Raw genomic sequence first — 18,142 nt, 5'->3', positions numbered from 1 at the left:
AGTTCCCCCTTGAACGTCGTACTGGCGTCCCCCTGAACGCCGTTGAGCGCACCCGTGCGCTGCATGACTGGACTCGCCAGGGTGATCGATAGTTGTACGCGCGTTCGGAGAAGAGGAATTGCTCACAGGTGCCGCCCCGGCATACGGCGGCAACGGCGAAGTAGCGTCCAGGCGCATGGTGTCTTCGTTCGCGTTCTTCGGCCCGCCCGCGATCACACTTCTCCTCTTCGCCGTCGGGACGGTGCCGTACGCGCTGTGGGTGACGAGGAGGAAGCCCTCGCGGCCGGCCCGGTGGGCGGTGATCGGGGCCGCGGCGGCGATCGCCGGCTACGGGGCGGCGACCGGCTACGGGCTCGCTTCACGAACCCGCTCGACCTGTGCGGGGACAGGGGCGGCGACGGCGTGTACAGGGATGCCGGACGGGAGTACGGCCTGACTTCGGTGAGCGTGGACGGCTTCCCTCCGTCCATCACCTGCCACTGGACCAGCGGCCACGACACCGAGGAGGTGTGGTTCTGGGCCCCGCCTCTGCTGTACGCAGGGCCGGCCTGCTCCGCCGTCTGCTCCGTGCTGCTTCTCGCCAACCGCCCCGCGTACGGAAACACTCTTCGCCGCAACGGGCGTGACGCTTAGCCGGGATGCGACCCCCGCGGTCCTACTAGTCCCACTTCTTCCCTCACACCGGCGACGGCCGTCTCGCCGCCGGGCGTGTCCCGCCGGCCGGCCCCCACCATGGCGGTGCCCGGCGTGCTGCCGGGCGTCCCGACTCCCCTTCCTGGAGAGCCACATGAAGCAACAGCTCCGCGCCTGGACGCTGGTCGCCGCCCTCGCCCTGACCGCCGCGCTCGTGCCCGCCGGGACCGCGACGGCCCGCGCCGCCCAGCCCTCCTGCCCCGACGGCTCCGTCTGTCTCTGGAGCGGCGAGGGCTTCGGCGGCTCGTACTGGGAGTGGACGGCCCGCAGCGGCTACCGCGACCTGCCGCCGAGCCTCCACGACCACGTGGGCTCCTTCGTCGCCTCGACCCGCGCCTGCTTCGTCAACTGGGGCCCGGTGGAGAAGCGGGACGTCTTCAACGGCGACTGGCGCTCCCGCTACCTCGGCGACTTCGGCGGCCGGATGGACGGGGTGGGGCCGGGCGGCTGCTGACGGGAGGCGGTGCCACCCGGACGTTCGCCTGATCCCGGGAACCGTACAGCACGGTTGGCCTACAGTGGCTGGTGACGTGCACCGTACTGATGCGTGCCGCTGGGATACCGGTGCGGATCGTCGGCGCACGTCGCGCGGCGAGGTCTGGCCCCGGCGGCAACCGGAGCCAGACCGCAGCGCATGCGCCGGGTGGGTCCGGCCGATCTCAGGCCGGTCGGACTCGCCTCGCCATCGGCGAAGTCGTCCCGTTCGGCCCGAACCCCCTCCACGTCGTCGCCCTACTTGGCGAACGCCTGCACACACACCGCGACAAGGGGAGCCAGTGGCGTCAGGATCGCGACCGCGCCCCGCACCCACCGGGGAAGCGGTTCCGGTTCGCGCTCTTCGGTGCCACGCCTTCTCCTTGCCATGCCAGCGCTCCTCTCGCCGTAGCGTCCCGCGCTGCGGGATCCGGCCCTGGCGGACCGGAGCACTGGACGGCGATCGAAGCACCAGCGGCACAGAGCATACTGGCTACCCCTGGCCGAGTCGGCACCTTCCGACCATCAAGTCACGTGGATGCACGCGCAGTTGTCCGATCAGCCGTCCGCCCGGCCGAGGTGCGTCGGCACCTTCGGACCACCAAGTGCCACGAAACACGGCGCACTTCCGCCTGGCGCGGCGGTTCATGCCTCGAAGTCGTACTCCAGGACGTAGGCCGACGAGTCCAGCACCATCTCGTTGACCTCGACCACGAGCCCTTCGCTGTCGAAGGCGGTACGCGCGATCAACACCACTGGCACACCCGCCGACAGCGCCAGCCGCTCGCTCTCCTCCCGGCCGGGCATCCGGGACCGGATCTCCTCCCGGAACCGTACGGGCCCGTGCCCCAGCTCGGCGAGCCTCGCGTAGGTACCACCCGGCCCGGTCTCGGGCTGGGTGATCGGTGTGCCCGCGACGAGGCCGGCCGGCAGATAGGACGTGGACAGCAGTACCGGTTTGCCGTCGAGCACGAAACGGCGGCGCCGGACACACGCGGACGCGTCCTCGCCGAGCCCCATGACGGCCGCCACGGCAGCGGGCGCCCGCTCCTCTGTCACTTCCACCGAATCGACCATCAGCTCCCGGTCCCCGATGTCGGCCGACCAGATGGAGCGCCCCTGGGCCCACTGCGTACGCGCGAGTCGCTCGATCCCCCGGCGCCGGATGGGCCTGAAGTCCCGGACGAACACTCCGGCACCCTTACGGGCTTCTGCGATGCCCTCCGCCTGGAGCACGCTCAGCGCCTGCCGCGCCGTCATCCGGGCGACGCCGTGTTCGGCCATCAGGTCGTTCTCACCAGGCAACCGGTCCCCCGGACCGTACCGACCGTCCTCGACCGCCGCACGGAGTTCCGCGGCGATCCGCTGGTACTTGGGCTGCCGCCCCGCCTCCCGGCTGCTCATCCAGACCTCTCCTCCGATCATCTCTAGACATCGTAGGCATCAGGGGCCTCGTATCCGCAGTCAGACGGCACCCGAGTTCGACCATGAGGCATCACATCTCTAGAGACATGTTGCGCGGAGTCACGCAAGAACGCTTCACTTCTCACATCTCTAGAGATGTATCCCAGCGTCAGTCGCCTGATCGCCTCGAAGGGTCCCGTCATGACTGAAGTCCAGTGGCGCTTACCCCATGGTCCCCGCAGCGCCGGACGCGCCCGCGCGCTTCTCCGGACGCAACTCGCCGAATGGAAGGTCGACGGCGAAGTCGCCGATACCGCCGCGCTGTTGCTGTCGGAACTGATGAGCAATGCCATCCAGCACGCCCGGAGACCGCCCGGCCGCGAGATCGGCGTGCGTCTCGCCCAGTACGACGGCCGGCTGCGCGTGGAGGTCGCTGACGCCAACTCCGGCGGACCGGTACCGAGAACGGCGGAGGCCGACGACGAGCAGGGCCGCGGGCTCGCCATCGTCGGTGCGCTCGCGGTGCGTTGGGGCTGCTGCCCCCGTAGGCACGGGATCGGCAAGGCGACCTGGGCCGAGCTGCTGCCGCCCCCCCTGATCAGCCCAGGTGCGTCGGCGTGAACATCCTGAGCACGGCCGGGAGTACGACCACCGACGGGCCCGGGGTCGCCAGGGCCTTCGTCAGGTCCTGTTCCAGCGTCTCCGGGGTGGTGCGCGCCCCCGGCACGCCGAAGGACTCGGCGAGGGCGACGTAGTCCGGGCGGGTCAGTTCCGTCGCCGTCGCCTGGCCGAAGGCGTCCGTCATGTACTCGCGGAGGATGCCGTAACCGCCGTCGTCGACGATCAGCCAGGTGACGTTCAGGCCGTACTGCTTCGCCGTGGCCAGTTCGGCGATCGAGTAGAGCGCTCCGCCGTCGCCGGACACCGCCAGGACCGGGCGCGTCGGGTCCGCCGCCGCCGCGCCCAGGGCCGCCGGGAAGCCGTAGCCGAGGCCGCCCGCGCCCTGGGCCGAGTGCATGGTGTTCGGACCCTGCGCGTCGAACGCGGACCAGGCCCAGTAGGCCAGGATCGTCATGTCCCAGAAGGAGGGGGAGCCGGCGGGCAGGGCGCGGCGGACCGACGCCAGCACGTGCTGTTCCAGGGTGAGGTCCTGGGACGCGATGCGGTCGGCGACCTTCGCGAGCAGCTCCCGCACCCGGCGCGGTGCCGTCTCGTCCGTCCGTTCCTCCACCGTCTCCAGCAGGGCCTGGAGGGCCAGTCGGGCGTCGGCGTGGATGCCGAGCGCCGGGTGGTTGGACTCCAGCTTGCCGAGGTCCGCCTCGATCTGGATCACCCGGCCGCGGGGCTTGAACGTGTGGTAGTTCGAGGAGAGTTCACCCAGGCCCGAGCCGACCACCAGGAGGACGTCGGCGTCCTCCAGGAAGTCCGTGGTGTGGCGGTCCTCCAGCCAGGACCGCATCGACAGCGGGTGCTCCCAGGGGAACGCGCCCTTGCCGCCGAACGTCGTCACCACGGGCGCGTCCAGCTTCTCGGCGAGCTGAAGCAGCTTGCCGGAGGCGTCGGACCGTACGACCCCGCCGCCCGCGATGATCGCCGGACGGGCGGCGCGGGAGAGCAGGTCGGCCGCCACCGCCGTCAGTTCCGGGCGCGGGACCAGGTCGTCCGGGGTGGCGTCCATCGCCGTCACCACGGGCAGCGAGGTCTCGGCCAGCAGGACGTCCTGCGGGATCTCCACCCACACCGGGCCGTGCGGGGCCGTCAGGGCCGACTTCCAGGCCGCCGCGAGGGCGGAGGGGATCTGCGAGGGGGTGCGGACCGTGTGGACCGACTTCACCACACCCCGGAACGAGGCCGCCTGGTCCGGGAGTTCGTGGAGGTAGCCGTGCCGGCCGCCGCCCAGGCCCGCCGTCGGGATCTGACTGCTGATCGCCAGCACCGGCGCGCTGGCCGCCGCCGCCTCCTGGAGCGCGGCCAGTGACGTCAGCGCGCCCGGACCCGTGGAGAGCAGCAGCGGCGCCGCCTCGCCCGTGATCCTGCCGTACGCGTCCGCCGCGAAGCCCGCGTTGTTCTCCACCCGCAGGCCCACGTAGCGCAGGGAGGAGCGGCGGAGCGCGTCGAACATGCCGAGGGCGTGCTGGCCGGGGAGGCCGAAGACGGTCGTCGCGCCCAGCCCGGCCAGCGTCTCCACGACCAGGTCTCCGCCGTTGCGCCCCGGGGGAGGGTCCAGGGCCGCGGTGATCTGCGCCGGCGTCGGGCGGAGTACCAGGTCGTGGTCGTGGGTCACTTCGCTTCCGCGTCCTTCCGGGCCGCCGCGATCTGGCGGCTCATGATGGTGGTCAGTTCGTACGCCGTGTGGGAGGCGGCGACCGAGGTGATCTCGGCGTGGTCGTACGCCGGGGCCACCTCGACGACGTCCGCCGACACCAGGTTGCAGCCGGCCAGCCCGCGCAGGATCTCCAGCAGCTCGCGGGAGGTCATGCCGCCCGCCTCCGGCGTGCCGGTGCCGGGCGCGTGGGCCGGGTCGAGGCAGTCGATGTCGATGGAGATGTACAGCGGGCGGTCGCCGATGCGCTGGCGCAGCTGGTCGGCCACCTCGTCGGCGCCCCGGCGGTAGACGTCGGCGGAGGTGACGATGCCGAAGCCCATCTTCTCGTCGTCCGTCAGGTCCTGCTTGCCGTACAGCGGGCCGCGGGTGCCGACGTGGGACAGGGCGGAGGTGTCGAGGATGCCCTCCTCGACCGCGCGGCGGAACGGGGTGCCGTGCGTGTACTCGACGCCGAAGTAGGTGTCCCAGGTGTCCAGGTGGGCGTCGAAGTGCAGCAGGGCGACCGGGCCGTGCTTCTTCGCCACCGAGCGCAGCAGCGGCAGCGCGATGGTGTGGTCGCCGCCGAGGGTCATCAGACGGGCGCCGGTGCCGAGCAGGTCGTCGGCGGCGGCCTCGATGGTCTCGACGGCCTCGTTGATGTTGAACGGGTTCACGGCGATGTCGCCGCCGTCCGCGACCTGGGCGAGGGCGAACGGTGAGGCGTCCTGCGCCGGGTTGTAGGGGCGCAGCAGCCGGGACGCCTCGCGGATGGCGTTGCCGCCGAAGCGAGCGCCCGGCCGGTACGAGACGCCGGAGTCGAACGGCACGCCCACGACGGCGACGTCGGCGGTCCCGACCTCGTCCAGGCGGGGCAGCCGGGCGAAGGTCGCGGGTCCGGCGTACCGCGGGATGCGGGAGGAGTCGACGGGGCCGCGGGGCGTCTCGTTGCTGCTCATGGTGAAATGCCTTCTTTCCAGCGCTTCATCGCGCTTGTACTGCTTTCCCTATGACTCTACTGGTGAGCCGGGACCGGTTCGGACGGAAGTTCGGGGGAGCGTCCGGCGAGGCGCTCGCGCCAGGTGGCGAGGACCGTCTCGTCGGTGGGCCGCGTGGCCAGGGAGACGGCGACGTAGGCCGCGAGGGAGGCCAGCAGGCCGTAGTAGACGGGCTCGTTGGCGAGGATGCCGTAGCCGGCCATCAGGCCGATGACGGCGAGGCCGCCGACGATCACGGAGGCCAGCGCGCCCTGGACCGTGCCGCGCTTCCACAGCAGACCGCCCAGGATGGGCACGAGCAGGCCGCCGACGAGGAGGTTGTACGCCACGGTGAGCGCCTCGACGACGTTGTTCAGGGCGATCGCCGTGCCGATCACGACGAGGCCCATGACCAGGATGAACACGCGGTTGCCCGTGACCTCGTCGTGGTCGTCGCCGTCCCGTCGCACGACCCCGCGCAGGCGGGACCAGATGTCGTTGTTGGCGACCGTGGCGCAGGCGATCAGGGCGCCGGAGGACGTCGACATCACGGCGGCGAGGGCGGCGGCCAGGACCAGTCCGCGCACGCCGACGGGGAGTTCGTCCTTGACGATGGTGGCGAAGGCGTCGTCGGGGCTGCCCAGCTTGGGGTAGAGCACCTTGGCGGCCGTGCCGATCACCGCGCCGGCCAGGGCGTAGGCCAGGCAGTAGGTCCCGGCCACCGTGCCGCCCCACTTGGCGGTCCTGTCGCTGCGGGCGGTGAACACGCGCTGCCAGATGTCCTGGCCGATGAGCATGCCGAACGTGTAGATCAGGACGTAGGTGAAGATCGTCTCGCCGCCGATGCCCAGCGGGTCGAAGTACCCGGTCGGCAGCTTGGCCTTCATCCCGGAGAAGCCGCCCGCCTTGACGACCGCGATCGGCAGGAGCAGGAGCAGCACGCCGATGGTCTTGACGACGAACTGGACCATGTCGGTGAGGGTGATGGACCACATGCCGCCGAGGGTCGAGTACGCGACGACGATCGAGCCGCCGAGGATGATCGCGACCGTGCGGTTCATGTCGAAGAGCACGTCGAAGATCGTGGCGTAGGCGATGGTGGAGGTCACCGCGAGCATGAGGGTGTACGCCCACATGACGACGCCGGAGATCACGCCGGCCCGGCCGCCGTAGCGCAGGTCGAGCATCTCGGAGACCGTGTACACCTTCAGGCGGGCGATCCGGGCCGAGAAGAAGACGGAGAGGGCGAGCAGGCCGAGGCCGATGGTGAAGACCATCCAGGCGCCGGAGAGGCCGTACTGGTAACCGAGGCCCACACCGCCGATGGTGGAGGCGCCGCCGAGGACGATCGCCGCCATGGTGCCGGAGTACATGGCGGGCCCGAGGCGGCGGCCGGCCACCAGGAACTCGCTCTTGGACTTGGCGCGGCGCATACCCCACCAGCCCATGGCGAGCATGCCGGCGAGATAGACGACGATCACTGTGTAGTCGACGGCCATGTGGGGCCCTCCTTCGCGCACTGTCCGGTGGCGTGTCGTGCAGGTGCTTCGGGGATGTGCCGGCAGCGGCTCGCGGGGACATCCGCCCGTACCCGCGGCTGCCGTGCCCCTTGAGGCTAGGTGGCCGGAAAGCGACTGCGAAGTGTACGTTTCATCCATATGAACGGGGCGGGATGGAGGGAACGCACACCATGCCCGAGACGATCACCCCAGCGGTCCCGCCGACCCCACCGGTCACGCTCCAGGCCCTGCTGGCCCGGGACGACCTCGCCCTGCGGCAGATCGCCGGGCCGGCGGACCCGGGGATCGTGATCCACTGGGCGCACACCTCGGAGATGGCCGACCCCTACCCCTATCTGCTGGGCGGCGAGCTGCTGCTCACGGCCGGGGTGCACATCCCCGAGGCGGCCGGCTCGGGCACCTACTTCGACGACTACGTCTCGCGGATCGTGGCGGCGGGCGGCGCGGCCCTCGGCTTCGGGGTGGCCCCCGTGCACGACACGGTCCCGCGCGCCCTGGTCGCCGCCTGCGACCGGTACGGCCTGCCGCTGCTGGAGGTCCCGCCGCACACCACGTTCTCCGCGGTGGCCCGCGCGGTCTGGCAGCTGATGGCACAGGCCCGGCTGGCCGAGCTGCGCCGGGTCACCGAGGCCCAGCAGAGTCTGGCGGCCGCCGCCTCCCGGCCGGATCCGGTCCCCTCGGTGCTGCGCCAGCTGGCCCAGCGCCTGGGCGGCCGGGCGGTGCTCTACGGGCCCGACGGCACGGAGATCGCGGGGGCGGGCCGGGAGACACCGCAGGACGCGCGGAGGGCGCTGGCGGAGCTGGCGAAGGTGGTCAGACACCCGACCGCTCCCCCACCGACCGCTCCCCGCGGCCGACCGCACCCGACCCCTTCCGCACCGAGCGCACCGAACGCACCGAACGCACCGGCCCCCCGCCCGCACCCCACCTCCGCCACCGACACCCACGGCGCCACCCACCTCGCCGTCTACGCCCTCGGGGCCGGGGAAGGGTTCGTGCTCGGGGTGGCCGCCCCCCGCCGTGACCCGGGTGATCACACCATCGCCTCCGTCGCCGCCGTCCTGCTGGCCCTGCTGACCGGCGAGCACCAGAGCGGGGCCGGGGCGGCCCGGTCCTCCGCGCTCGTCCGGCTGCTGCTGGGCGCCCCGCCCGAGGAGGTGGCGCCGCTGCTCGGTACCGGGCAGTGGCTCGTGGTGCACGCGCGGCCGGAGGCCCAGGCCCCGGACGCGGTCGCCGCCTCCGCGCTGGGCGCCGCCCTGGGTTCGCCCCTGGTCGACCTCGCCCGCGACGTCGTACGCGTGCTGGTGCCGGCGGACCGGGAACCGGGGCCGCAGCCCGGCTGGACGCTCGGGGTGAGTGCCGCGGCCGGACCCCGGGAGTGGCCCGCCGCCGACACCCAGGCCGCCCGTGCCCTCGCCCGGGCCCGTGCCACCCGCACCCCCCTGGTCCGGCACGCGGCCCGGCCGGCGCTGGCGGACCTGGTGCCGCGGGCGGACGCCGAGACCCACGCCCGTACGCTGCTCGCCCCCCTCGCGGGGCAGGCCGCGCTCGCCGACACCCTGCGCACCTGGCTGTCCCTGCACGGCAGTTGGGACCGTACGGCGGTGGCGCTGGACGTGCACCGCAACACCGTGCGGCAGCGGATCGCCCGCTGCGCCGCCCTGTTGGCCGCCGACCTGGACGATCCGGACGTGCGCATGGAGCTGTGGTTCGCGCTGCGCCGTGACTGACGGCGACCGTGCGTGACCCCCGTCCCAGCGGACGATATGCCGAGGACGCGCGCCGGGCACTGCCCCACAATGGGAGGCATGCCGATATCCGGGACACCCAGCCGCGCCCAGCTCGTCGACCACCTGGTGCGCACGCGTATCGCGGGGGACGTCGCCACCCCCCGCGAGAACAACCTCTCCCACTACCGCCAGCTCGCCAACGGTGTCCGCAACTACTGGCTCGGCCTGGAACTGGGCGACCGCTGGACGGACGAGCAGGACGTGCTCGCGGTCATGGCCGAGCGGGTGGGCGTCAACGACGACCCGGAGTACCGGTACGGGCAGGACACCATCGACCCCGAGTTGACGGTGGACGCCCTCGACCGCATGGCGGCGCGGCTGCGCAAGGCGGCCGAGGACCGGCAGCGGGTGCTGTTCGCCACCGGACACCCGGGCGGTCTGCTGGACGTCCACCGGGCCACGGCCGCCGCGCTGCGCGCCGCCGGCTGCGAGATCGTCGTCATCCCGGACGGGCTCCAGACGGACGAGGGGTACGTGATGCAGTTCGCGGACGTGGCCGTGCTGGAACACGGGGCGACGCTGTGGCACACCCACTCCGGTGAGCCGATGCGGGCCGTCCTGACGGGACTTGAGCGAAAGGGGCGCCCGCTGCCGGACCTGGTGGTCGCCGACCACGGCTGGGCCGGGTACGCGGGACAGCACGGGGTCGACTCCGTGGGGTACGCCGACTGCAACGACCCGGCGCTGTTCCTCGCCGAGTCCGAGGGCACCGTGCAGGTCGTCGTCCCGCTGGACGACCATGTGGTGAGCCCGCGCCACTACGACCCGATGACGGCCTACCTGCTCGCGGCGGCGGGCCTCGTCTGACAGTGCGCCGTACGGGACGTCTGATGTTCCGTCAACACTGAGGTGCGGCCCCGCGGGACGGGGCCGCACGTCGTCAGTTCCCGGTCGGCTCAGTGACCGCCGCCACCGCCACCGCCGCCGTGGCCTCCGCCACCGCCGCCGTGACCGCCGCCGCCACCGCCGTGACCGCCGCCACCGCCGCCGTGACCGCCGCCACCGCCGCCGTGACCGCCGCCACCGCCGTGACCGCCACCACCGCCGTGGTCGCCGCCGCCACCATGGTCGCCACCGCCACCGTGGTCGCCTCCATAGTCCCTGCTGTAGGAACTCTGGTCGGTGTGGTCCGCGGCTGAGGCGGTTGCGGCCGTGCCGATCGCGGCACCTCCGGCCAGCAGCACACCGCCGGCGGAGATCGCGACGAGACGCCTCGCTCGCTGTGATCGCATGGGAATACCTTCCATTTCCATCGTCTCTCCCGGCTCCCTGGGGGAGGCGCGAGGTGGATGGCCGTCGCCGCTGCGAAAGGGGAAGAACGCGGCGCGGTCTTCAGGTGTCGCCGCAGCCAGGAGGAACTGGGGAACGAAACGGCGCCGGGCACCTCGTAACGGGTCTGCCGGGCATGCCGTTCACTGCGGCTTCCACTCAGAGAGCCTAGTCCCACATAGGTCACGCGTCATCTCGGAGAGCACCCGGGTCACACCCGTCTCGGCACCCGGACGACACCCTCCTGGATGACCGAGATGGCGAGCCGCCCGTCCTGGGTGTAGATGCGGGCCTGGCCGAGGCCCCGGCCGCCGTGCGCCGACGGTGACTCCTGGTCGTACAGCAGCCATTCGTCGGCCCGGAAGGGGCGGTGGAACCACATCGCGTGGTCCAGGGAGGCGCCGACGACGTCCCCGACGGCCCAGCCGCCGCGCCCGTGCGCGAGCAGCACGGAGTCCAGCAGGGTCATGTCGGAGACGTAGGTGGCGAGGACGACGTGCAGCAGGGGTTCGTCGACGGCGCCGCCGAGCTTGCCGTTGGTGCGGAACCACACCTGGGAGTGCGGCTCCCGCGGCTCGCCGTACCGCCCGTACGGCGGCTCGTCCACGTACCTGAGGTCGATGGCCTCGCGCGCCTGGAGGAACCGCTCCACGACGTCGGCGGCGAGGTGGCCGTAGCCGCCCAGCCGTTCCTGGGAGGTTGGCAGCGTCGCCGGGTCGGGCGCGGCGGGCATGGGCGCCTGGTGCTCCAGCCCGTCCTCATACACCTGGAAGGACGCCGACAGGTGGAAGATCGGCTTGCCGTGCTGCACGGCGACCACCCGGCGGGTGGTGAAGGACCGGCCGTCACGGATGCGGTCCACGGTGTACACGATCGGCGCGTCCGGGTCGCCGGGGCGCAGGAAGTACGCGTGCAGGGAGTGGGCGGGCCGGTCCGCGGGGACCGTCCGCCCGGCGGCGACCAGCGCCTGCGCCGCGACCTGCCCGCCGAAGACGCGCGGGACGACGGCGGAGCGGGACCGGCCGCGGAAGATGTTCTCCTCGATCTGCTCCAGGTCGAGCAGATCGAGGAGGTCCTGGAGTGCCTGGCTCATGGTGTGCGGTGGTACCGGAACAGTGATCGCGCGCCGGTGTCCGGGGCCTTACAGGCCCATGTCCTTGGCGATGATCGTCTTCATGATCTCGCTGGTACCGCCGTAGATGCGGTTGACACGGTTGTCCGCGTACAGGCGGGCGATCGGGTACTCGTTCATGTAGCCGTAGCCGCCGTGGAGCTGGAGGCAGCGGTCGATCACGCGGTGGGCGACCTCGGTGCAGAAGAGCTTCGCGGAGGCGGCCTCGGCGGGAGTCAGCTCACCGGCGTCCAGGGCCTCCAGGGCGCGGTCGGCGACCGCCTCGGCGGCGTCCACCTCGGCCTGGCAGGCGGCCAGCTCGAACTTGGTGTTCTGGAAGTGGGCGACCGGCTTGCCGAAGACGGTGCGCTCCTGCACGTACTGCTTGGCGAACCGGACGGCGGCCTTGGCCTGGGCGTAGGCGCCGAAGGCGATGCCCCAGCGCTCGGAGGCCAGGTTGTGGCCGAGGTAGGAGAAGCCCTTGTTCTCCTCGCCGAGCAGGTCCTCGACCGGGACCTTGACGTCGACGAAGGCCAGCTCGGCGGTGTCGGAGGTGCGCAGGCCCAGCTTGTCCAGCTTGCGGCCGATGGAGTAGCCCTCGGACGTGGTGTCCACGGCGAACAGGGAGATGCCGTGGCGGCGGTCCTCGGCGGTCGGCGCGGCCGTGCGGGCGCAGACGATCACCTTGTCGGCGTGCACACCGCCGGTGATGAAGGTCTTGGCGCCGTTGAGGACGTAGTGCGTGCCGTCCTCGGAGAGCTTGGCGGTGGTCTTCATGCCCGCGAGGTCGGAGCCGGTGCCCGGCTCGGTCATCGCGATGGCCCACATCTCCTCGCCGGTGACGAACTTCGGCAGGTAGCGCTTCTTCTGCTCGTCGGTGGCGAGCATCTTGATGTAGGGCAGGGCGAGCAGCACGTGCACGCCGGAGCCGCCGAACTGCACGCCGGCGCGGGCGGTCTCCTCGTAGAGGACGGCCTCGAACTTGTGGGTGTCCAGGCCCGCGCCGCCGAACTCCTCGGGCACGCTGATGCCGAAGATGCCCAGCTCGCCGAGCTTGTAGTAGAAGTCGCGCGGCGCCTGGCCGGCGGCGAACCACTCGTCGTACACCGGCACGACCTCGGCCTCGATGAAGGCGCGAAGGGTCTCCCGGAACGCCTCGTGATCCTCGTTGAACACCGTACGGCGCACGCCGCCACCTCCACGTACCTGACATCGGCATGTCTAAGCGCTTGCTCACTCACCGTACCGGCGAGTACGGAATCCCGTCCAGGGGGGTCCCGCCGTAACGCTCGTCACGCTTCCCCCAGGGGTCCGGCCCGGAGATCGCCGGTGACCCCCGGCCATGCCGGTCGTCACGGCTCCCCCGCCATCGGTGCAGCGGGCCTCAGGTCATGTCGCCGACCTGTGTGAACGGCGCGGCCGGGCTACTCCTCGCCCGCCGCCTCGAACGCGCCCCGCGCCATGCGGTGCAGCAGGGCCGCCGTCGTGCCCCGGCCGGGCAGCGTGCCGGCGCGGCCGAGGTGGGGGGTGGAGTTGAGCAGGCCGAAGACCGAGTGGACGGCCGAGCGGGCGGCCGGTTCGGTCAGGCCCGGGTACACCGCGCGGACCACCTCCACCCACAGCTCCACGTACTGCCGCTGGAGCTGCCGCACCAGCTTGCGGTCACTGTCCCGCAGGCGGTCCAGCTCGCGGTCGTGCAGGGTGATCAGCGGGCGGTCGTCCAGGGCGAAGTCGATGTGGCCCTCGATCAGGGAGTCGAGGATGCGGGTCGCGGGGACCCCGTCGGCCTCCGCCAGCCGGCGCTTGGCCCCGGTCAGCAACTGCCCGCTGATGCCGACCAGCAGCTCGGCGAGCATCGCGTCCTTGCCCGGGAAGTGCCGGTAGAGGCCGGGGCCGCTGATGCCGACCGCGGCACCTATCTCGTCGACGCCGACGCCGTGGAACCCGCGCTCGGCGAACAGCCGGGCGGCCTCCTTGAGGATCTGCTCACGGCGGGTGGGGGCGTCGGTTCTGGTGGCCATGCCGACAATTCTAGACAGCGAGGTTAGCGGTCGTTAACCTGGTGGCGATGGTTAACGCTCATTAACAGGTTCGATCACCGGTGAGGGGAACCGCAGGATGCAGGAGGCACCGGAGCTTCAGAGCGCGGCAGATCCCGCGTCGGAGGCCTGGCGGGCCAATGAACAGGCGCATCTCGCCCTCGTGGAGGAACTGCGCGCCAAGCTGGCCGCGGCGGCCCTCGGCGGCGGCGAGAAGGCGCGGGCCCGGCACACCGCGCGCGGCAAGCTGCTGCCGAGGGACAGGGTGGACACGCTGCTCGACCCGGGCTCGCCCTTCCTGGAGCTGGCCCCGCTCGCGGCCGACGGGATGTACGAGGGACAGGCCCCGGCCGCCGGGGTGATCGCCGGGATCGGCCGGGTCAGCGGACGCGAGTGCGTGATCGTCGCGAACGACGCCACGGTCAAGGGCGGCACGTACTACCCGATGACGGTGAAGAAGCACCTGCGCGCCCAGGAGGTGGCCCTCGACAACCGGCTGCCGTGTGTCTACCTGGTCGACTCCGGCGGGGCCTTCCTGCCGATGCAGGACGAGGTCTTCCCGGACCGGGACCACTTCGGGCGGATCTTCTACAACCAGGCCCGGATGTCCGGCGCGGGCATCCCGCAGATCGCGGCCGTGCTCGGCTCCTGCACGGCCGGCGGGGCGTACGTCCCGGCCATGAGCGACGAGGCCGTGATCGTGCGCGGCCAGGGCACGATCTTCCTGGGCGGCCCGCCCCTGGTGAAGGCGGCCACCGGCGAGGTCGTGACGGCGGAGGAGCTGGGCGGCGGCGAGGTCCACTCCCGGGTCTCCGGGGTCACCGACCACCTCGCCGAGGACGACGCGCACGCGCTCAGGATCGTCCGGAACATCGTCGCCACGCTCCCGGTCCGGCAGTCCCCGCCCTGGGAGGTCACGCCCGTCACGGAGCCGAAGGTGGACCCCTACGGGCTCTACGGCGCGGTCCCGGTCGACCCCCGCACCCCCTACGACGTCCGCGAGATCATCGCGCGCGTGGTCGACGGCTCCCGGTTCGCCGAGTTCAAGAGCGAGTTCGGGCAGACCCTGGTCACCGGCTTCGCGCGCGTCCACGGCCACCCGGTCGGGATCGTCGCCAACAACGGCATCCTGTTCTCCGAGTCCGCCCAGAAGGGCGCGCACTTCATCGAGCTGTGCGACCAGCGCGGCATCCCGCTGGTGTTCCTCCAGAACATCTCCGGCTTCATGGTCGGCAAGGACTACGAGGCGGGCGGCATCGCCAAGCACGGCGCCAAGATGGTGACCGCGGTCGCCTGCACGCGCGTGCCGAAGCTGACGGTCGTCGTCGGCGGTTCCTACGGCGCGGGCAACTACTCGATGTGCGGCCGGGCCTACTCCCCCCGCTTCCTGTGGATGTGGCCGAACGCCAAGATCTCCGTCATGGGCGGCGAGCAGGCCGCGTCCGTGCTGGCGACCGTCAAGCGGGACCAGCTGGAGGCGCGCGGGGAGTCCTGGCCCGCCGAGGACGAGGAGGCGTTCAAGGCGCCCGTCCGCGCGCAGTACGAACGCCAGGGCAACGCCTACTACGCCACCGCCCGGCTCTGGGACGACGGCGTGATCGACCCGCTGGAGACCCGTCAGGTGCTGGGCCTCGCCCTGACGGCCTGCGCCAACGCGCCCCTGGGAGACCCCCAGTTCGGCGTCTTCCGGATGTGAGGAGGGGAACCGTGTTCGACACAGTGCTGGTGGCCAACCGGGGCGAGATCGCCGTACGCGTCATCCGTACGCTCCGCTCGCTGGGCGTGCGCTCGGTGGCGGTCTTCTCCGACGCCGACGCCGACGCGCGGCACGTCCGGGAGGCCGACACTGCGGTACGGATCGGTCCGGCGCCGGCCGCCGAGAGCTATCTGTCGGTGGAGCGGCTGCTTCGGGCCGCCGCCCGCACCGGCGCCCAGGCCGTCCACCCCGGCTACGGCTTCCTCGCGGAGAACGCGGGCTTCGCGCGCGCCTGCGAGGAGGCGGGGCTGGTGTTCATCGGCCCGCCGGCGGACGCCATCGCGCTCATGGGCGACAAGATCCGCGCCAAGGAGACGGTGCAGGCGGCCGGGGTGCCGGTGGTGCCGGGCGGCCGGGACCCCGAGCTCGCCGAGGCGGCCCGCGCCCTGGGCGCCCCCGTGCTGCTCAAGCCGTCCGCCGGGGGCGGCGGCAAGGGCATGCGGCTGGTGCGGGACATGACCGTGCTGGAGGAGGAGATCGCCGCCGCCCGCCGCGAGGCCCGCGCCTCCTTCGGCGACGACACCCTGCTGGTGGAGCGGTGGGTCGACCGGCCCCGGCACATCGAGATCCAGGTGCTGGCCGACGGCCACGGCACCGTGGTCCACCTGGGCGAGCGCGAGTGCTCCCTCCAGCGGCGCCACCAGAAGATCATCGAAGAGGCGCCGAGCGTGCTCCTCGACGAGGAGACCCGGGCCGCGATGGGCGAGGCGGCCGTCCAGGCGGCCCGCTCGTGCGGGTACCGGGGCGCGGGCACGGTGGAGTTCATCGTCCCGGGCGGCGACCCTTCGCAGTACTACTTCATGGAGATGAACACCCGGCTCCAGGTGGAGCACCCGGTCACCGAACTCGTCACCGGGCTGGACCTGGTGGAGTGGCAGCTGCGGGTGGCCGCCGGGGAGCCGCTGGGGTTCGCGCAGGAGGACCTGCGGCTGACCGGCCACGCGGTGGAGGCCCGGATCTGCGCGGAGGACCCCGCGCGCGGGTTCCTGCCGTCCGGTGGCACGGTCCTGCTGCTGGGCGAACCGCAGGGCGACGGTGTGCGCACCGACTCCGGGCTCACCGAGGGCACCGAGGTGGGCAGCCTGTACGACCCGATGCTGTCCAAGGTGATCGCGTACGGCCCCGACCGCGAGACGGCGCTCAGGAAGCTCCGCTCGGCGCTCGCGGAGACGGTCACGCTGGGCGTGCAGACCAACGCCGGGTTCCTGCGCCGGCTGCTCGCCCATCCGGCGGTCGTGGCGGGCGAGTTGGACACGGGCCTGGTCGAACGCGTCGTGGACGACCTGGTCTCCACGGACGTGCCCGAGGAGGTCTACGAGGCCGCGGCGGCCGTACGCCTGGAGCGGCTCCAGCCGCGTGCGGAGGGCTGGACCGACCCCTTCTCCGTGCCGAGCGGCTGGCGCCTCGGCGGCACCCCGAAGCCGCCCGCCTTCCACCTGCGGGCGCAGGACCCGGTGACGTACTCGCCGCGCGGCACCTACACCGTCAGCGGCGATCGCGTGACCGTCACCCTGGACGGCGTCCGGCACACCTTCCGCCGGGCCGGTGACTGGATCGGCCGCGACGGCGACGCCTGGCAGGTGCGCGACCACGACCCGGTGGCCGCGTCGCTGAACCGCGCGGCCCACGCGGGTGCCGACTCGCTCACCGCGCCCATGCCCGGCACGGTGACGGTGGTCAAGGTGGCCGTCGGCGACGAAGTGACCGCCGGGCAGAGCCTGCTGGTGGTGGAGGCGATGAAGATGGAGCACGTCATCTCCGCCCCGCACGCCGGCACGGTCGCCGAGCTGGACGTGACGCCCGGCACGACGGTCGCCATGGACCAGGTGCTGGCCGTCATCGCCCCCAAGGAGGCAGCGGAATGAGCGTCGACGGCCTGCCCATGGTCGTACCGGCCCCGGGCCTGCCCGCGCGGGTGCGGATCCACGAGGTCGGCGCGCGGGACGGGTTGCAGAACGAGAAGACGGCCGTGCCGACGGCGGTGAAGGCGGAGTTCATCCGGCGGCTGGCCGGCGCGGGCCTGACGACGATCGAGGCGACGAGCTTCGTGCACCCCGAGTGGGTGCCCCAGCTCGCGGACGCCAAGGAGCTGTTCCCGCTGGTGAGCGACCTTCCCGGAGCCGCCCTGCCGGTGCTGGTCCCCAACCGGCGCGGCCTGGACCGGGCACTGGCCCTCGGCGCCGAACGCGTCGCCGTGTTCGCCAGCGCCACCGAGTCCTTCGCGAAGGCCAACCTCAACCGCACGCTGGACGAGTCGCTGGCGGTGTTCGAGCCGGTGGTCCGGCAGGCCAAGGACCAGGGCGTGCACGTGCGCGGCTATGTCTCCATGTGCTTCGGCGACCCGTGGGAGGGCCCGGTGCCGCCGCACCAGGTGGCCCGGGTGTGCACGGCCCTGCGGGACATGGGCTGTGACGAGCTGAGCCTCGGCGACACGATCGGCGTGGCCACGGCCGGTCAGGTGCGCGAGCTGCTCGGGCTGCTGAACGAGCGGGGCGTGCCGACGGAGGTGATCGGCGTGCACTTCCACGACACCTACGGCCAGGCGCTCGCCAACACGCTGGCGGCGCTCCAGCACGGCGTCACCACGGTCGACGCCTCCGCCGGCGGCCTCGGCGGCTGCCCGTACGCCAAGTCCGCCACCGGCAACCTCGCCACCGAAGACCTCGTCTGGATGCTGCACGGGCTCGGCATCGAGACGGGTGTCGACCTCGGCCGTCTGACCGCCACGAGCGTGTGGATGGCCGAACAGCTGGGCCGCCCCAGCCCGTCCCGTACCGTCCGCGCTCTCTCCCACAAGGACCAGTGAT

16 protein-coding genes are annotated in these 18,142 nt (G+C 72.2%); 9 read left to right on the top strand and 7 right to left on the bottom strand.

Annotated features, from left to right (window positions below):
• Positions 1-255: 255 nt before the first annotated feature.
• Together IE294_RS12755 and IE294_RS12750 are read left to right on the top strand one after the other, a co-directional pair.
• On the top strand, positions 256-633 hold the full coding sequence (locus IE294_RS12755; protein ID WP_189885409.1) for a hypothetical protein: 378 nt from the start codon (positions 256-258) through the stop codon (positions 631-633).
• 154 nt (positions 634-787) lie between these two features.
• Positions 788-1,147, top strand: a complete 360-nt coding sequence (locus IE294_RS12750) for a peptidase inhibitor family I36 protein (protein WP_189885406.1) — start codon at positions 788-790, stop codon at positions 1,145-1,147.
• A gap of 665 nt (positions 1,148-1,812) precedes the next feature.
• Here the strand turns inward: IE294_RS12750 and IE294_RS12745 are convergent.
• Positions 1,813-2,571, bottom strand: a complete 759-nt coding sequence (locus IE294_RS12745) for a GntR family transcriptional regulator (RefSeq protein ID WP_189885404.1) — start codon at positions 2,569-2,571, stop codon at positions 1,813-1,815.
• 201 nt (positions 2,572-2,772) lie between these two features.
• Between IE294_RS12745 and IE294_RS12740 the strand changes: the two genes are divergently transcribed.
• Positions 2,773-3,192, top strand: coding sequence for an ATP-binding protein (locus IE294_RS12740; protein WP_189885403.1), 420 nt, complete (start codon positions 2,773-2,775; stop codon positions 3,190-3,192).
• On the opposite strand, the gene IE294_RS12735 is transcribed toward IE294_RS12740, so the two are convergent.
• Genes IE294_RS12735 through IE294_RS12725 form a run of 3 tightly spaced genes read right to left on the bottom strand, consistent with a single transcriptional unit; the run spans position 3,170 to position 7,349 of the window.
• Positions 3,170-4,855 carry a thiamine pyrophosphate-binding protein gene (locus tag IE294_RS12735; RefSeq protein WP_189885401.1) on the bottom strand — a complete coding sequence of 562 codons (1,686 nt, stop codon included), beginning with the start codon at positions 4,853-4,855 and terminating at the stop codon, positions 3,170-3,172. The genes IE294_RS12740 and IE294_RS12735 overlap by 23 nt on opposite strands.
• The gene (gene speB / locus IE294_RS12730; protein WP_189885399.1) at positions 4,852-5,832 is read right to left on the bottom strand and encodes an agmatinase; all 981 of its coding nucleotides are present in this window, start codon (positions 5,830-5,832) and stop codon (positions 4,852-4,854) included. Before speB ends, IE294_RS12735 begins: the two co-directional genes overlap by 4 nt.
• A gap of 56 nt (positions 5,833-5,888) precedes the next feature.
• Positions 5,889-7,349 carry a sodium:solute symporter family protein gene (locus IE294_RS12725; protein ID WP_189885396.1) on the bottom strand — a complete coding sequence of 487 codons (1,461 nt, stop codon included), beginning with the start codon at positions 7,347-7,349 and terminating at the stop codon, positions 5,889-5,891.
• 191 nt (positions 7,350-7,540) lie between these two features.
• Between IE294_RS12725 and IE294_RS12720 the strand changes: the two genes are divergently transcribed.
• The 3 genes from IE294_RS12720 (at position 7,541) to IE294_RS12710 (ending at position 10,299) form a co-directional block, all read left to right on the top strand.
• Positions 7,541-9,100 carry a PucR family transcriptional regulator gene (locus IE294_RS12720; RefSeq protein ID WP_189885394.1) on the top strand — a complete coding sequence of 520 codons (1,560 nt, stop codon included), beginning with the start codon at positions 7,541-7,543 and terminating at the stop codon, positions 9,098-9,100.
• 78 nt (positions 9,101-9,178) lie between these two features.
• A complete protein-coding gene (locus IE294_RS12715; protein ID WP_189885392.1) occupies positions 9,179-9,967 on the top strand; it encodes a phosphatase in 789 nt (262 codons plus the stop codon).
• 92 nt (positions 9,968-10,059) lie between these two features.
• The gene (locus tag IE294_RS12710; protein WP_189885390.1) at positions 10,060-10,299 is read left to right on the top strand and encodes a hypothetical protein; all 240 of its coding nucleotides are present in this window, start codon (positions 10,060-10,062) and stop codon (positions 10,297-10,299) included.
• Positions 10,300-10,640: 341 nt separating this feature from the next.
• On the opposite strand, the gene IE294_RS12705 is transcribed toward IE294_RS12710, so the two are convergent.
• The 3 genes from IE294_RS12705 to IE294_RS12695 form a co-directional block, all read right to left on the bottom strand.
• Complete coding sequence (locus IE294_RS12705) at positions 10,641-11,522, bottom strand: acyl-CoA thioesterase (protein ID WP_189885388.1); 882 nt, start codon at positions 11,520-11,522, stop codon at positions 10,641-10,643.
• Positions 11,523-11,570: 48 nt separating this feature from the next.
• Positions 11,571-12,728 (bottom strand): acyl-CoA dehydrogenase family protein, encoded by a 1,158-nt coding sequence (locus IE294_RS12700; protein WP_189885385.1) that lies wholly within the window; start codon positions 12,726-12,728, stop codon positions 11,571-11,573.
• Positions 12,729-12,964: 236 nt separating this feature from the next.
• Positions 12,965-13,561, bottom strand: a complete 597-nt coding sequence (locus IE294_RS12695) for an SACE_7040 family transcriptional regulator (RefSeq protein ID WP_014672878.1) — start codon at positions 13,559-13,561, stop codon at positions 12,965-12,967.
• Positions 13,562-13,658: 97 nt separating this feature from the next.
• Between IE294_RS12695 and IE294_RS12690 the strand changes: the two genes are divergently transcribed.
• Genes IE294_RS12690 through IE294_RS12680 form a run of 3 tightly spaced genes read left to right on the top strand, consistent with a single transcriptional unit; the run spans position 13,659 to position 18,141 of the window.
• Complete coding sequence (locus IE294_RS12690; RefSeq protein WP_189885383.1) at positions 13,659-15,275, top strand: carboxyl transferase domain-containing protein; 1,617 nt, start codon at positions 13,659-13,661, stop codon at positions 15,273-15,275.
• 11 nt (positions 15,276-15,286) lie between these two features.
• Positions 15,287-17,200, top strand: a complete 1,914-nt coding sequence (locus tag IE294_RS12685; RefSeq protein ID WP_189885381.1) for an ATP-binding protein — start codon at positions 15,287-15,289, stop codon at positions 17,198-17,200.
• The gene (locus IE294_RS12680) at positions 17,197-18,141 is read left to right on the top strand and encodes a hydroxymethylglutaryl-CoA lyase (RefSeq protein ID WP_189885379.1); all 945 of its coding nucleotides are present in this window, start codon (positions 17,197-17,199) and stop codon (positions 18,139-18,141) included. The genes IE294_RS12685 and IE294_RS12680 overlap by 4 nt, the downstream gene beginning before the upstream one ends.
• Position 18,142 lies beyond the last annotated feature (1 nt).

The sequence above is a fragment of the Streptomyces canarius genome, from assembly GCF_014650735.1.
Taxonomy (GTDB): domain Bacteria; phylum Actinomycetota; class Actinomycetes; order Streptomycetales; family Streptomycetaceae; genus Streptomyces; species Streptomyces olivaceoviridis.
Note: the sequence above shows the minus strand (reverse complement) of the source record. Positions and strands in the feature narration are given on the sequence as shown.